Annotated in this window: 13 protein-coding genes; 6 read left to right on the top strand and 7 right to left on the bottom strand. The window is 75.9% G+C overall.

Features of this window, described 5'->3' with window-relative positions:
• Positions 1-639 precede the first annotated feature (639 nt).
• Positions 640-2,226, top strand: a complete 1,587-nt coding sequence (locus B5Y66_RS20590; protein WP_079576489.1) for a hypothetical protein — start codon at positions 640-642, stop codon at positions 2,224-2,226.
• Complete coding sequence (locus tag B5Y66_RS20595) at positions 2,223-4,115, top strand: heparinase II/III domain-containing protein (protein WP_079576490.1); 1,893 nt, start codon at positions 2,223-2,225, stop codon at positions 4,113-4,115. Before B5Y66_RS20590 ends, B5Y66_RS20595 begins: the two co-directional genes overlap by 4 nt.
• A 27-nt stretch (positions 4,116-4,142) precedes the next feature.
• Here B5Y66_RS20595 and B5Y66_RS20600 read toward each other — a convergent pair whose 3' ends face one another.
• Both B5Y66_RS20600 and B5Y66_RS20605 read right to left on the bottom strand, forming a co-directional pair.
• The gene (locus B5Y66_RS20600) at positions 4,143-4,769 is read right to left on the bottom strand and encodes a nucleoside/nucleotide kinase family protein (protein ID WP_139821018.1); all 627 of its coding nucleotides are present in this window, start codon (positions 4,767-4,769) and stop codon (positions 4,143-4,145) included.
• A gap of 95 nt (positions 4,770-4,864) precedes the next feature.
• Entirely contained in the window at positions 4,865-5,212 is a 348-nt protein-coding gene (locus tag B5Y66_RS20605) for a TraR/DksA family transcriptional regulator (RefSeq protein ID WP_079576491.1), read from the bottom strand.
• A gap of 128 nt (positions 5,213-5,340) precedes the next feature.
• Here B5Y66_RS20605 and B5Y66_RS20610 point away from each other — a divergent pair, with 128 nt between their 5' ends.
• Positions 5,341-7,020, top strand: a complete 1,680-nt coding sequence (locus B5Y66_RS20610; protein WP_079576492.1) for a glycerophosphodiester phosphodiesterase — start codon at positions 5,341-5,343, stop codon at positions 7,018-7,020.
• A 49-nt stretch (positions 7,021-7,069) separates the two neighbouring features.
• On the opposite strand, the gene B5Y66_RS20615 is transcribed toward B5Y66_RS20610, so the two are convergent.
• A complete protein-coding gene (locus B5Y66_RS20615; RefSeq protein WP_079576493.1) occupies positions 7,070-8,605 on the bottom strand; it encodes an amidohydrolase in 1,536 nt (511 codons plus the stop codon).
• A gap of 20 nt (positions 8,606-8,625) precedes the next feature.
• Entirely contained in the window at positions 8,626-9,123 is a 498-nt protein-coding gene (locus B5Y66_RS20620; RefSeq protein WP_245807266.1) for a heme-degrading domain-containing protein, read from the bottom strand.
• Between the two features lie 50 nt (positions 9,124-9,173).
• Here B5Y66_RS20620 and B5Y66_RS20625 point away from each other — a divergent pair, with 50 nt between their 5' ends.
• Positions 9,174-10,118, top strand: coding sequence for a hypothetical protein (locus B5Y66_RS20625; RefSeq protein ID WP_079576494.1), 945 nt, complete (start codon positions 9,174-9,176; stop codon positions 10,116-10,118).
• Between the two features lie 39 nt (positions 10,119-10,157).
• Here B5Y66_RS20625 and B5Y66_RS20630 read toward each other — a convergent pair whose 3' ends face one another.
• Positions 10,158-10,583, bottom strand: a complete 426-nt coding sequence (locus tag B5Y66_RS20630; RefSeq protein WP_079576495.1) for a hypothetical protein — start codon at positions 10,581-10,583, stop codon at positions 10,158-10,160.
• Positions 10,584-10,671: 88 nt separating this feature from the next.
• Positions 10,672-11,430, bottom strand: coding sequence for a MerR family transcriptional regulator (locus B5Y66_RS20635; RefSeq protein WP_079576496.1), 759 nt, complete (start codon positions 11,428-11,430; stop codon positions 10,672-10,674).
• Between the two features lie 154 nt (positions 11,431-11,584).
• Between B5Y66_RS20635 and B5Y66_RS20640 the strand changes: the two genes are divergently transcribed.
• Both B5Y66_RS20640 and B5Y66_RS20645 read left to right on the top strand, forming a co-directional pair.
• The gene (locus B5Y66_RS20640; RefSeq protein ID WP_079576497.1) at positions 11,585-12,190 is read left to right on the top strand and encodes a hypothetical protein; all 606 of its coding nucleotides are present in this window, start codon (positions 11,585-11,587) and stop codon (positions 12,188-12,190) included.
• Between the two features lie 116 nt (positions 12,191-12,306).
• Complete coding sequence (locus B5Y66_RS20645; protein WP_079576498.1) at positions 12,307-13,698, top strand: pyridine nucleotide-disulfide oxidoreductase; 1,392 nt, start codon at positions 12,307-12,309, stop codon at positions 13,696-13,698.
• A gap of 21 nt (positions 13,699-13,719) precedes the next feature.
• On the opposite strand, the gene B5Y66_RS20650 is transcribed toward B5Y66_RS20645, so the two are convergent.
• Complete coding sequence (locus tag B5Y66_RS20650) at positions 13,720-14,598, bottom strand: alpha/beta fold hydrolase (RefSeq protein WP_079576499.1); 879 nt, start codon at positions 14,596-14,598, stop codon at positions 13,720-13,722.
• Positions 14,599-14,832 lie beyond the last annotated feature (234 nt).

Below are 14,832 nucleotides of genomic sequence, written 5' to 3' on the forward strand. Positions count from 1 at the left end.
CGCGTGATGGTCGCGAATGATGGCTGGTACGACAGCCGTAGATCGTGATCCTGACCTGCGGTGATACGTCGATGGAAGTGCGCGGCGCGGGCTCTGGCTTGATGTCGCCGTCTCCAGAATGACCAGGCGAGGATCTGCTCGAGGATTCGGGTGATGGCGGCGGCGAGGGTGTTGAACATGCGGCGGGCCTCGGCGACGGTGATCGCGATGAGGCCCTGCTCGGAGTTCTCCTCGATGCGCCAGCGTTGCCCGGCCACGCGAACGAGGGTCCGCATCGGGACCGGTCTCGGTGCGAAGCACAGGAGGTAGGCGAGCTCGCCGGTGGCCTCGTTGCGGCGCACCAGCCGCATCTGCTTCCCGCCCAGGTCCTCCACCGCGGTGGGCTCGGGTTCTGCCTCGATGCCGTTCAGGGCCGATGAGTAGCAGCGGCGGCCCTCGGACCCTTCTCCCGCGCAGTAGTTCTGCCACGCCGTGGGGGCATCCTCGCGGCGAGGTCGCGCGCCGCGACCTTCCCGACCCCGGTCCAAGCATGCCGGGAGGGGTCAGGGTCACGATCTACGGCTGCAGTACTGGGCACGACGGAGGACGCGCCGGGCAGGCGCTTTCCCTGCCCGGCGCGCGTCCCTAGGGTGGTCGGCCATGCGACCCGACCGGCTGACCCGGCACGCCCGCGACCTCACGACGCGCTCCCTGGAGTGGATGGACGGCCGGTGGGACCCGGCCGCCGGGCTGCTCCGGGCGCCGGACCCCGTCGGCGACGAGCACGCCCCGGCCGGCCACCTGGTCCGCGAGACCGCCTGGTACGCCCTCGGCCTGCTGATGCGCGACGACGCCGACGGCGCCGAGCCCGACGCGGACCGCGCGCGGCACGCCCTCGGCCGCGTGCTGGACCACCAGATCGACGCGCCCGGCACCCGGTTCCACGGCACCTGGTTGCGCAGCCCGCACGAGGAGGCGCCCACCGCCGCGTCCGTGGAGTGGCGCGACTACGACCCGAACTGGCGCGAGTTCGTCGGGACCACCCTGGTGGTGATCGCGACCGAGTTCCCCGAGGCCCTGGACGACGACCTGCGGGGTCGCGTCGACGCCGCGCTGCGCCGCGCCGTCGAGGGGACGCTCGCGCGCGACGTCGACCCGAGCTACACGAACATCGCGCTCCTGAGGTCGTTCCTGCTGCAGGACGCCGCGACCCGGCTCGGCGAGCCCGCGTGGGAGGCGGCGGCGGCCGACCTCGCGGAGCAGGTGCTCGAGCGATTCCGCGTCGACGGGGCCTTCGACGAGTACTGCTCCCCCACGTACTACGGCATCGACCTGGTCGCCCTCGCACTGTGGCGCCGGTACGCGCGCCTGCCGCTGCTGAGAGCGGGCGGCACCGAGCTGGAGGCGGCCCTCTGGCGGGACACCGCCGCGCACTACCACGCGGGCCTGCGCAACCTCGCGGGCCCGTACGACCGCAGCTACGGCATGGACCTGCGGCGCTACGCGTCGGGCGTCGGGCTGTGGATCTGGCTCGCCGCCGGGCCCGACGCCGCGCCCTTCCCCGCGACCGACCGCCCCTTCCGGCACGCGTGGGACCTCGCCCTCGGCCCGCTCGTCGCCCTGCTCGGCGCCGAGGTCCCCGCCGACGCGCAGCCGCTCCTCGACGGGTTCCGCGGCCCACGGCAGGCGGCGCAGGTGATCGCCCGCGCCCCCCGGCGCACCGCGACCTGGTGGGTGGGCGAGCGGCTGCTCGTCGGCGCCGAGGACGTCGGCGGGGTGCGCGGCCACCTGGGCGACCAGTTCCACCCGGCCACCGTCCACTGGCACGCCGGCCGCCCGGGAGCCGGCGACGACGTCGGCTGGGCCCGGCTCGTGAGCGACCTCGCCGTGGACGCGCGGGCCGACGGCCCGTCGCTGAGCCTGTCGTGCGCGCGCCACGACCGGGGGGACGTCGACCTCACGTTCCAGGTCCGCGCCCCCGGCGCCGGCGCCGGCGCGTTCACCTCCCGCAGGTGGCGGGTGCCCGGGCTGGACGCCGTCGTGACCGGCGACGCCGAGCTGGTCGCCGTCGAGCACGACGGTCGTGAGCCCGACGAGGACACCTGGTGGCTGCGGTACGTCGCGCGCGACGTCCCGGCCGACCGGCCCGTCCGCCTCCGGGTCGACCTGCACACCGACCTTGACACCGACGCGCGCACCGACCTGGATGCCCACCGCGACGCCGACCGGCAGGAGGCCCGCCGATGACCCCCCGCCCGGTGGTCCCCGACTGGGCGGCCGCGCGACGGCGGACGCACGACGCACCGTGGGCCGCGGCCGTGCTGGACGCCGTCCGCGTGGACCACGACCACTGGCGCGACCGTCTCGCCGTACCGCCGCCGGGCGCCGACTCGGCGTGGACCCACCACTACTTCTGCGGCGACGACGGCGCACCGCTGCGGTTCGACGCCGGCAGCCCGCGCCGGCACCGGTGCCCGACGTGCGGGCGGGAGCACTCCGGGGAGCCGTGGGACGGCGCCTGGCGCACGCGGATGCACGGCGCGGCCGCCGCACAGGCGCAGCGGGCCGCGCTGCTGGCGCGGCTGTCGGACGACCCGGCCGAGGCCCGGGAGGCGGCGGCCGGGCTCGCGGGGATCCTCACGGCCTACGCCCGCGACTACTCCTCCTACGCCCCGCACGGGGTGAACGTCGGCACGGGCCGGGTGCAGCCGCAGAACCTCGACGAGGCGGTCTGGGCGGTGGGGCTGCTGCGCGCGGCACGGTGGGCCGGGGACACGCTGGGCCCGGAGGTCCACGCGGCCACCACCCGGCTGGCCGGGGAGGTCGCGGCGCTGCTGCGCCCGCAGCTCGGGATGATCCACAACATCCACTGCTGGCTGCTGGCCGCGCTCGCCGAGTGCGCCGTGCGCACCGGCGACGCCACGCTGCTCGCCGAGTGCCGGGACGGCGAGTTCGGCGCGGAGGCGCAGGCCCGGGAGGGCTTCGGCCCGGAGGGCCTGTGGTTCGAGGTCAACCCGCACTACCACTACTACACGGTGACCGCGCTGCTCTCGTACGCGGAGGCGACGGGTCCGGGCGGCCTCTCCGACGAGGCCGCCGCCCGCCTCGCCCGCGCCGTCCGGGCCCCGGTGGCGCTCGCCTACGACGACGGCCGCATCCCCGCGTACGCCGACGGCTGGCCCGACTGCTTCGTCGGCACCTTCGCCGAACAGGCCGAGGCCGCCACCGCGCTGCTGCCGGGGAACCCTGTCCCCCTCGCCCCGTTCTACGCGCAGCCGCGCACCGCGCCCGTGCAGCTCTGGTTCGCCAACCAGCACACGCACGGCCCGTCGGCGCCCCTGACCGGCCGGGGCAGCGTCGCGGCGCTCGTCCTCGGGCCCGACGACGTCGCGGCGGTGCCCGCTCCCCCGCTCGGGTCCTTCGTGTGGCCGCACGCCGGCATCGGCGTGCTCCGCTCGGACGACGTGCGCCTCGCGATGCGGTTCGGCCCGCCGTCGGGCTGGCACGACCACCACGACCGGCTCGCCGTCGACGTCGGCACGGCGGGCGGCTGGTCGAGCCTCGACCTCGGCACCAGCGGCTACGGCGCCGAGATCACCGACTGGATGCGCTCGCCCGTCGCGCACGACCTCGTGATCCTCGACGGGCTGCCGCAGCCCGACCTCGCGGGCCGGCTCGTCGAGGCGGGCGACGACCGGCTGGTCGCCGAGGCGTCGTGGGGCCCGGGTCGCGTGCGTCGCGCGCTCGCCCTGGAGCCGGCCGGCTGGTCCGACGTCACCACGGTGACCGCGCCCGAGGGCACCGTCGTCGAGTGGGTGTTCCACGGCGACGGGCGCGTCCGGGCCGACGGCGCCGCCCCCGCCGGGCTCCTCGCCCCGCCACGCGACGACCTGGGCCACCGGTGGCTGCGCGAGGTGCACCGGGTCCCGCCCGGGACCGACGGGGAGGTCCGGCTGCGCTGGGACGCGCCCGGGTCGCCGACGCTCACGCTCCCGCTGCCGCCCGGCGGCACGGTCGAGACCGCCGTGGCGGACGCGAACCCCACGGGCCTCCCGCTCGGCGTGGTCCGCGTGCGCGGCGTCGTGCCGGCGGACGGGCTGCTCGAGGTCGCCGCGTCGTTCGCGATCGGCGGCTGAACGGGGGGCGGCTGAACGGGGGGCGGCTCAGTCCGGCAGCACCAGCGCCGGCCGGTCGGGGTGGTCCACGCGCGCGACGACGTCGGCGCGCCGCTCGGGCTGCGCCTCGCGGCGGTAGCGGCCGTAGGCGGCGAGCGTCCACGCCTCGTCGAGGGGCGTGTTCCGCGTCTCCGTCGCGGGCTGCAGCGCGAGGTGCACGGCGAGGTCGACGTCGAGGCCGCGGCCGAGCGCGAGCGACCCGTCGAGCACGACGACCGTGCCGGGCGCCGCGTCGACGTAGGCGGCGCGCGTGGCGCGGTCGGTGGCCGGGTCCCGCAGCGACGGCAGCCAGCGCCCGCGGCGCACGATGCCCGTGAGCACCTCGCGGTTCAGCCCGCCGACGTCGATCCACTCCTCCAGCAGCGCGTCCGGGTCCCGGCGCCCGCGCTCCAGCCGCAGCGACGCGGGCCGCAGGAAGTCCCGCACGCGCACCCGCGCCACCGGTCGTCCCGCCGCGCGCAGCGGCTCGACGAGCGCGTCGGCGAGCGCCTCCGGCCGGGTGGACGGGTGGCCGTCGACCAGCACCCGCGCGGGCCGTGCGTCGTCGTCGTCGCCCAGGAATCGCTCGACGACGTGCGCCACCACTCGCTCGAACGTCACCGCCTGCACCCGCACGCCGCCATGCTGCCACCTGTGCTGAGGGCGAGGCACCGCCTGTTCACCGAGGATTCCTTCTCGGGTCCGGCGGCCGGAGCGGGACGTCGAGGGCGTCAGCCCGCGTGCTCCACGCAGCGCGTGGCGGCGGGCCGCACCTCCAGCCGCGCGTCGGGGATGGGCAGGCCGCACACCTCGCACAGGCCGTAGGTGCCGGCGGCCACGCGGCCGAGCGCCGCGAGCAGCTCGTCGCGCTCCCGCTCGGCCTCGGCCTCGAGCGCCGCCGCCTGCTGCCGCTCCCACGCGAGGGTCGTGCCCTCCGGGTCGTGCTCGTCGTCGGCGTTGGAGTCGCGGGCCGACTCGACGATGCCCTCGACGGCGCGCCGCTGCGCAGCTCGCCGGGCCTCGACGCCGGCCAGCCGGGCCCGCAGCCGTGCCTCGGCGGCGTCCGCGCGATGGGTCATCCCGGCAGTCTCGCACCGGCACCGGATGTTCGTCGGGCCGTCATCGACGCGCCATCCGCCGCACCCCTGGACGGTCATCCGGCGTTCCTAGCGTCCCGGGGACACCCGCCACCGCCAGGAGGAACGCCATGTCGTCACCGTCCGCACCGTCCGCCCGCCGCCGCACCCTGCTCGCACCGCCGGGGACGCGCACCGTCTCCGCGACCCTTGCCTTCGCCGTCGCCACCGGGGTGTCCGTCGCGTCGCTCGCCGCGACCGTCGTCGCGCCGCCCGTAGCGACCGCCGCTCCCCTGCCCGCCGAGCCCGGCGACGTCGCGTACTCCCAGGACTTCGACGGCGTCGCCGACGGCGCCCTGCCCGCGGGTTGGGCCGCCGCGGCCGGCGACTGGGCCGTGCGGGACGGCCGCCTGGTTGGCGAGCCGGCCGCCATCGGGCGCGTGACGTTCGGCCCGCACCTGGAGAACTACCGGCTGGAGGCGACAGTCCGCTTCGAGGCGGTGAACAACTCCGCCCGCTGGCTCGCGCCGATCCTCGACATCGACCCCTCGGGGTCGACGCCCTGGTGGCAGGCCGCCATGCGCTCGACGACGACGGCGAGCAACGGGCTCGAGCTGGCCGAGCGCACCACGGGGAGCACGTGGAACGTGCCGTCCACCGCGGCGGCGCCGTCGGACGCGGGCGTCGGGAAGGACGTGCGCATCGCGGTCGAGGTGCAGGGCAACCACGCCACGTGGGTCTACGACGGCCAGGAGGTGCTCGAGGGGCGCATCGGCCGCACCGACGACGGCGTCCTGGGCTTCTCCGCGGACGGCGCGCGGGTCAGCATCGACGACGTCGTCGTCACGGAGATCGACCCGAAGCCGGTGGTCAACGAGCCCGGCGACCTGCCCGTGACGGCCGCCCACCGCGGCTACTCGGCGGTCAACCCGGAGAACTCGCTCGCCGCGTACTCCGCGGCGATGAAGGCCGGCGCCGAGTACGTCGAGATCGACGTCCACACCACGGCCGACGGTGTCCCCGTCGTCCTGCACGACCAGACCGTGGACCGCACCACCGACGGCACCGGCGACGTCGCGCTGCTGTCGTCGTCGTACGTCGGCTCGATCGACGCGGGCTCCTGGTTCAGCCCGGCGTTCGCCGGGGAGCGGGTACCCACGTTCGCGCAGGTGCTCGACCTCATGGGCACCGGCAGCTCCGACCTGCTGCTGGAGATCAAGGGACCCGAGACCCGCGAGGAGGTGCGCCGCACGGTCGACATGATCCTCGAGGCCGGGCTGGAGGACCGCGTGGTGCTGCAGTCGTTCGACGAGAAGGCCCTGGAGTACGCCTACGAGCGGGCGCCGCAGATCCCGCTCGGCCTGCTGCGCGGCACCCTGGACGCCGACCCCGTCGCCACGGCCGAACGCCTGCACGCCACGTACTACAACCCGTCCGGCTCCGCCCTCGCGACGCGGCCGTCCGTCGCCCGCGACCTCAACGCCGCCGGCGTCGGCGTCTTCGTGTGGACGGTCGACTCCGCCGCCGACTGGACGCGGTTCACCGACCTCGGCGTCGAGGGCATGATCACCAACCGCCCCGGCGCGTTCATCGGGTGGAAGGCGGCGCAGGAGCAGGCCGACCCGGAGCCCACCCCGGGGCTGCTCGCCCGGCTCGCCGAGCTGGACCTGTCCACCGGTCAGGCGCAGCAGCTGTTCTCCGCCCTCGCCCGCGAGGACTGGGACCGGCTGGAGCGCGTCGTGACGAAGCATGTCGACGACGCCGAGCAGCGCGACGCACTGCTCGCGGAGATCGCCGAGCTGCGCGGCTGAACCCTCGCGGTGAGAGCCTGTCGAAACCCAGGACGAGGTTTCGACAGGCTCAGCCACCGAGCGCGTAGTGCGTCCACCGGCCCGCGACCAGGGTGCCGGCGACGGGCGTCGCGCGCAGCTCGGCCGCCCGCTCGACCACGTCGACCCGCTCGTCCTCGACGGCGAGCGGGTCGACGTCGAGCAGGGCCAGGTCGGCGGGCCCCCCGACGGCGAGGTCGAGCGAGCGGCCGTCGACGGAGGCCTCGAGCGCGGCGCGCACGTCGATCCGCTGCTCGGGGTGCCACGGGTCCCGGCCGTCGCGCGACCGGGTGACGGCCGCGGCGAGCGCCGTCCACGGGTCGAGCGGCGCGACGGGCGCGTCCGAGCCGAGGGCCAGCGGCACCCCCGCGGCGCGCAGCTCGGCCAGCGGGAACGCGCGGGCGGTGCGTCCCGGCCACAGCTCCTCGGCGACGTCGCGGTCGTCCATCGCGTGCTCGGGCTGCACGCTCGCCGTCACTCCCAGTGCGGCGAAGCGCGCCACCTCCTCGCGCCGCAGGAGCTGCGCGTGCTCCACGGAGCCGCGCGCGCCGGAGGCCTCGAACGCGTCCAGGGCGAGGGCGTTGGCGCGGTCGCCGATGGCGTGGATCGCGCAGCGCAGCCCCGCGGCGTGCGCACGGGCCATGAGGGGCGCGAGCTGGTCGGTCGCGATGTTGAGGATGCCGTGCGCGTCCGGGCCGGCGATGCCGGCGTACGCGTCGAAGCAGAACGCCGTGAGCGTGTTGAGCGACCCGTCGCTGATCACCTTGAGCGGCCCCTGCGTGACCAGGTCGGAGCCCGCCGGGTCCCCGACCGGGTCGCCGTCGCGCAGCCCGGCGTCGAGCACCGCCCCCAGGTGCTGCTCCCACACGCCGGTGCGCACCCGCAGGCCGTCCCAGCCGCCCGCCACCCGGCGGCGCCAGGCGGACAGGTTGTCGGCCACCTCGAAGTCGACGACGCCGACGACGCCGCGCGCGGCGGCGGCACGGGCCGCGTCCACCACCAGGGCGTCGGCCACGGCGTCGTCCACCGTGACGATGCGCGGGCTGGCGGGCATCCACTCCTCCTCGCGCAGCAGCCCGGTGGGGTGCTCCGCGATGCCGAGGAAGCGCAGGCCCGCCGTCGACGCCCACGCGCTGTGCAGGTCGCCGGACAGCAGCACCACGGGGACGTCACCGGCGACGGCGTCGAGCGCGGCGGCGGTCGGGTCGTCCGGCCAGGTGGCCCACCGGAACCCGTAGCCCACGAGCGGCGTGCCCCCGGTGGGCGGCGCGGCCAGGTCCAGCCGGTCGCGCACCAGGGCGGCGGCGTGCGCGGCGCTCGTCGCCGCGGACACGTCGAGCCGCTGGCGCACCATCGCCCACTGCGTGAGGTGGGTGTGCGCGTCCCACAGGCCCGGCACCACGGTGCGGCCGTCCACGTCGACCTGCTCGGGGAGGGTCGAGACGGGCACCGTGGCCGGGGCGCCCGCCGGGACCACGGCCGCGACGCGGCCGCCGTCGAGCAGGACGTCCAGGGGCCGGTCGGGGCGGCCGGCGAGGCGGGCGTTCGTCAGGAGCAGTGCGGTCACGGGGCCACCGTAGGGGGCGGTCAGGCGCTGCCGGCGTCGTGGATGCGCAGCGCCTCCACGACGAGCGCGTGGTCGTCGGCCTGCGCCAGCCCGGACACGGTGACGACGCCGACGATCCCCACGCCCTCCACCCGCACGGGGAACGCGCCGCCGTGCGCGGCGTACTCCTGCAGCGGCAGCTGGTGCTTGGTGTTGAAGTCCTTGCCCTTCGCGCGGGCGCGCAGGCCGGTGAGGTACGACGACGCGCCGAACCGCTCCACGACGCGCACCTTGCGCGCCACCCACGAGTCGTTGTCAGGGCTCGTGCCCTCGCGCGCGGCGTGGAACACCTGCTGCGGCCCCTTGCGGACGTCGACGGTCACCCCCAGCCCGCGCTCGGCGGCCAGCTCGACCAGCAGGCAGCCCAGCTGCCACGCGTCGTCGTGCGTGAACCGGGTGAGCACGAGCTCCCGCTCCTGCTGCTCGACCTCGGCGACCAGGGCTGCGACGTCCTCGATGTCCCGCGTGCTGTCTCCCACGAGGCCAGCGTGCCACGCGCGCCCGCCCCGGTGGCGGTACCGTCGCCCGCGTGACCCGACTGGTGCTCGTCCACGGCCGTGACCTCGACGGACGCGACCCGGAGGCGCTCGAGGCGGAGTGGCTCGGCGCGCTGGGGGCGGGGCTCGCCGCGGCGGGCTCCACGCTGCGGCCCACGGACGCCGACGCGTCGTTCGTCTACTACGGCGACACCCTGGAGCGGTTGGTCGACGGCGGCACGCCGCCGCCGGTGACGGTGCACGCGCGGGGTGCCGACCCGGCCGCGCTCCCCCGGCTCGCGGGTGCCCTGCCCGACGGCGAGGTGCAGTTCGTGCTCGACGTCGCGCGCGACGTGCTGGCGGCCACCGGGCACCGGCCCGACGTCGGGCCGGTGCCCCCGCCCGTGGAGGCGGAGGGCGTGGTGGGCGACGCCCTCGTCGAGGCGCTCGTGGCGGCCCTTGCCCTCGTGGACCGGTACGTGCCGGGCGTGAGCGCCGCCGTCCTGCTCACGCTCACCCGCGACGTGTACGCCGTCCTGCACGACGACGCCGTCCGGCGCGTGGTCGAGGCGGGCCTGGACGACGCGCTGGCCGGCGACGAGCCCGCCGTCGTCGTCGCCCACTCCCTGGGCAGCGTGGTGGCGTACCCGGTGCTGGCCGGGCGGAACGCCGGCCCCGACGTGCCGCTGCTGCTCACGCCGGGCTCGCCGCTCGGCATCCGCGCGGTCCTCGCGGCGCTGCATGCGCGGGCACCGCTGAGGTTCCCCGCACAGGTGGCCCGCTGGGTGAGCCCCCGCGACCCGCGTGACCTGCTCGCGCTGCACGACCTCACCCCCGCCGCCTTCCCGCTGCCGACAGGATCACCGGGGGTCGAGGCCCTGCGCGTGACCAACCGGGCGCCCGGCTCCCACGCCGCCGCGTACCGGCTCGACGGCGGCTGGGCGGGGTATCTCGCCCTGCCGGAGGTCGCCGGGCCCGTGGCCGAGGCGCTGACGTAGCGCCCGCTCGCCGTCCCGTCGGGGGACGAGCAGGAACCGCTACGTCGCGGTGTTCCGCCAGCCGGGGAGCAGCCGCTCCAGCGCGGCGACGAGCTCGATGGAGCTGCCGTCCTTGCCGCCGGCGCCCAGGATCATCGGCGGACGCTGCGGTGCCACGCGCGCCCCGCGCACCCGGTCGACCAGCGTGAGCGGGGCGGTGAGCACGTAGAACGTGCCGTCGGTCGTGACGCCTGCCGTGCGGTCCTGCCGCAGGTACCAGCCGCGCAGCGACGTGCGCGCGGTCCCGCGGCCGCCGTACCCCTTGACCTGCAGCGGCTCGGGCTCCAGCCCGGCAGCCGCCGCGGCCCGGACGAAGTCGCGCAGCAGCGCCTCCGCCTCCTCGTGCTCGACGTCCTGCCGCGCCCGCAGGCGCTCCGCCTGCACGCGCGCGGCCTCGGTGCGCTGCGCCGCCCAGTCGTCGCTCACCCGCGCATCCTCCCACCCGCCGAGTTGTCAGAGCCAGGTCGGGGTATGGGCCTTCCAGGCTCTGACAAGTCCCCTGGCCCGCGAGTTGTCAGAGCTCGCGCTCGGCGTAGGCGACGAGGGCGTCGCGCACGACCGTCGCGCCCTCGGTGCCGCCGTAGTTCTTCGCGAACCGCGGGTCGGCCACGTACATCTCGGCCAGGCCGACGACGTACTCCTTCGTCGGCCGTCCCTGCTCGGACCCCGGCGTGCCGGGGATGCCGCCCAGCCAGGCCGCGTGCCGGGCGGCGAGCGCCTGCGCCTCCTCGGACGTCGGGTCGACGCCGCGGCGCGCGGCCTCGCCCCAGGCCTCGCCGAGCTCCTTCGTGCGGGCCTGCCACTCCTTCTGGCCCTCGGGCCCCAGCCCGCGCCACCAGGCGTCGCTCCGCGCGTACGCGTCGGCGCCCCAGCGCTCGGTCACCTCCTCCTCGTGCTGCGTGTGGTCGAAGCCGTCGAGCATGTCCTCGGCCATGAGCCGTTCTCCCTTCTCGATCGCGGTCACGGTCCGCTCCACGGACGCCACCTGCCGCGCCAGGCGGTCCTGCTCGGCGCGCAGCTGGTCGAGGTGGAGGCGCAGCGCGCCGGCCTCGTCCGCCTGCTCGTCGAGCACCCGGCCGATGTCGGTCAGCGGCAGGCCCAGGTCGCGCAGCAGCAGGATGCGCTGCAGGCGCCGAACCCGGGCGTCGTCGTACTGCCGCAGCCCGCCTGGCCCGGTGCCCGACGGCGCCAGCAGACCGATCTGGTCGTAGTGCCGCAGGGTGCGGCTGCTGATGCCGGCGAGCCGGGCGACGTCCTGGATGGAGCGGTTCATGTTGTCGACGGTAGAGGTTGACGCCGCGTCAACCGCAAGAGGTGGGTCACGGGTCGTCCGAGGAGCCCGCGGTCGCGGTCGTCGGGCCGGCAGATGAGGATCTTCACATCCACGCCTCATCCGCGGGTCACCGACCGTCCGGAGGATCGTCGTCATGAGCAACCGCACCGCACGCCGCACCGCCGTCCCTGTCGCGCTCGCCCTGACCCTCGGCCTCGTGCTCACCGCCTGCGCCGACGACTCCGGCGACGGCGCCGCGCCCGCGGGCGGGACCACGACGTCCACCGACGACCCGGCGACCAGCGGCGCGACGGACGACGGCGCGTCGCCGAGCGCGTCCGCCGTGCCGGAGCACCGCACGGCCGCCGGTCTGCTGGCGATCGCCACCGCGGAGAAGAAGGCCGGCGGCACCGCCTTCGCCATCGACGACCCCGACCGTGACAACACCTGGGAGATCGGCGTCGCGACCGGGAAGATCAGCGTCGAGGTCGAGGTCAGCGCCGACGGCACCGAGGTGGTGGGCACGCGGGACGACGACCTCGACGCCGACGACCGCCAGGCCATCGCCGACGCGAAGTTCTCGATCACCCAGGCCATCGAACGCACGGTCGCGACGTCGGGCGGCGACCTCGACGACGCGGAGCTGGACGAGGACGACGGCCGGTTCCAGTGGTCGGTCACCGTGCTGGTGGACGGCGCCGAGGTCGACTTCCGGGTCGGCACCCAGGACGGCACCGTCACCCAGGAGCGCGAGGACTGACCGGACCGGTCGACCTGCCTGGCCTGCGTCCTGCCTGGCCCTGCGTCGCCCGGGGCACCGCTGAATCACCCCCGCCGACCGTTGACCCGCCCTGACACCGGTGGGTCACTGGAGATATGACCCGCACGGTCGACACCGACTACCTGGTCGTCGGCGCCGGGGCGGCCGGGATGGCGTTCGTCGACGCGCTGGTCGACCACGACCCGACCGCGCACGCGACGCTCGTCGACCGGCGCGACGCCGCGGGCGGGCACTGGCTGGACGCGTACCCCTTCGTACGGCTGCACCAGGCGTCGCAGTTCTACGGCGTCGCGTCCACGCGCCTCGGCACGGGGCGAGTGCAGGAGTCCGGCCCGGAGCAAGGGCTGCACGAGCGCGCCACCGGACCCGAGATCTGCTCCTACTACGCGAAGGTGCTCGCCGAGCGCCTGCTGCCGACCGGGCGCGTGGAGCTGTTCGGTGGGCACGAGTACCGCGACGGGAGCGTCGTCGATCTCGCCACAGGACGGGCGGTCGAGACCCGCGTACGGCGTCGGGTGGTCGACGCGCGCTACCTCGCACCGTCGATCCCCGCGCTGACGCCGCCGCCGTTCGACGTCGACGACGGCGCGCGCGTCGTCCCGGTCGGCGCCCTGCCGGACGTAGGCGACGCCGCGGACTTCGTCGTCGTGGGGTCGGGCAAGACCGCGACGGACGCCGTCGTCTGGCTGCTCGGGCGCGGCGTGGACCCCGAGGCGATCCACTGGGTGCGTCCACGGGACCCGTGGATGCTCGACCGCTCGGTGGTGCAGCCGGACCCGGCGGTCTTCCTCGGCATGGCGGGGACGCTCATGGCCGCGGCCTGCGTCGCCTCGTCGGCGGACGACCTCTTCCTGAGCCTCGAGGACGCGGGCGTCATGACGCGGATCGACCCGGCCGTCGTGCCGACCATGGCCCGCACACCGACGCTCGGCCGGTGGGAGCTCGAGCTGCTGCGGTCGGTCGACCGCGTCGTGCGCGCCGGCCACCTGCGCCGCGTCTCGCCCGGACGGCTGGTGCTCGACGACGGAGACGTCGCGGTGCCCCACGGCGCGGTCGTGGTGCACTGCGCGGCGTACGGCCTGCACCTGCGCCCGGCGCTGCCGATCTGGGGTGAGCGGATCACCCTGCAGTCGGTCCGGGCCGGGTTCCCACCGTTCTGCGCAGCCCTGGTCGGCTTCGTCGAGGGCACCTGGCACGACCGCCCGGACGAGGAGAAGAACCGCCTCTGCCCGCCGACCCCGTACTGGAGCACCCCCGCCGACTGGGCCGCGCTGCAGGGCCGCGGCGCCCGGGCGGCGGCAACGTTCATGTCCGACCCCGACGTCGCCGCATGGGCCCACTCCGTGCTGCTCAACCCCGCCCGGGTGCCACCCGAGGAGACCGCGCGACCCGAGGTACGCGCCGCCGTGGCGCGGTACCTCGAGTACGCCCCCGCCGGCATCGCCGGCCTGGAACGGATCGGCCGGGACGCGTGGGGCCGGGTCTGACGGAGCTCCCCGCCGGCGCGGTCAGCCCGCCAGCACCTCCCGCAGCCGTGCCGCGAACGCGCTCGGGTCGTTGTCGGGCGACCAGTCGCTGGCCTCGAAGCCGCCGTGGTCGCCGGGGAAGGTGACGGGCTCGACGCCGAGCGCCGCGGCCAGCGCCTCGCCCCCGCGGCGCGGCATCGTGCCGGGGCCCTTCTCTCCGACGGCAGGCACCAGCCGCACGGTGGTGCGGCGGAGTGCGTCGAGGTCCGGCTCGAACCATGGCAGCGAGGCCATGTTGCCGTCGAGCAGCAGGTCGCCCCGGGAACCGTCGTCCTCGGTGGGCAGCCCGAACGCCGTCGGGTCCGGCGCGGGCTGCGCCAGGTACTCCTCGGTGAGCGGCGCGTCCTGCATGGACACCTGGATGAACTTCGCCATCGCCGGGCCGAACCCCTCGCGCCGGTACGTCTCCACGATGTCCTGCGTGACCTTGCGCTGCACGTCGCGGTCCTCCAGCAGCGCCCACAGCGGCGGCTCGTGGGCCACGACGGTGCCGAGCTCGTCGGGGTGCGCCACGATCCACGGGAGCACGTTGACGGCCCCGCCGCTCGAAGCGAAGACGTCGACCGGTCCGTCGCCGATCTCCGCACGGGCCGCCTGAACCACCCGGTGGAAGTCGTCGGCGTGGATCTCCACCGACACCTCGCCGTCGGCGGCGAGCACGCTCCGCTCCGCCCCGCGCGGGTCGTAGGCGACGACGGTGCGGTCGTCGATCCGCTCGAGCAGCTGGGCGAAGCCCGACGCCGCCATCGGCGAACCCAGCACGAACAGCGGCGGGTGATCGCTCGGTCCGGCGGTGCGGCGCACGTCATAGGTGAGGACGGCGCCGGGCACGTCCAGGGTGTGGGTGGTGAGCTCGCTCATCGTGGGGCCTCCGTGGCCGTCTGGGTGGGTCCATCCTGCTCCGGGGTTCCGACGTCGCACCACCCCGGAATTCATCGGTCCTGACCAGGCACGACGGCGGCGCGTCACCTCGGGCCCGGGAGCCTGCCCCCAGAAGACCGTCGTCCACAGACCGCCGCCACGCGGCCCCACGTCCGCGCTCCCGTCGCCAGGATCGGTCACGGACGCCCTGCTCGGGGCGCCGTACCCGGACCG

It is taken from the genome of Krasilnikoviella flava (assembly GCF_900167525.1).
In the GTDB taxonomy this organism is placed as follows: Bacteria; Actinomycetota; Actinomycetes; order Actinomycetales; family Cellulomonadaceae; genus Isoptericola; species Isoptericola flavus.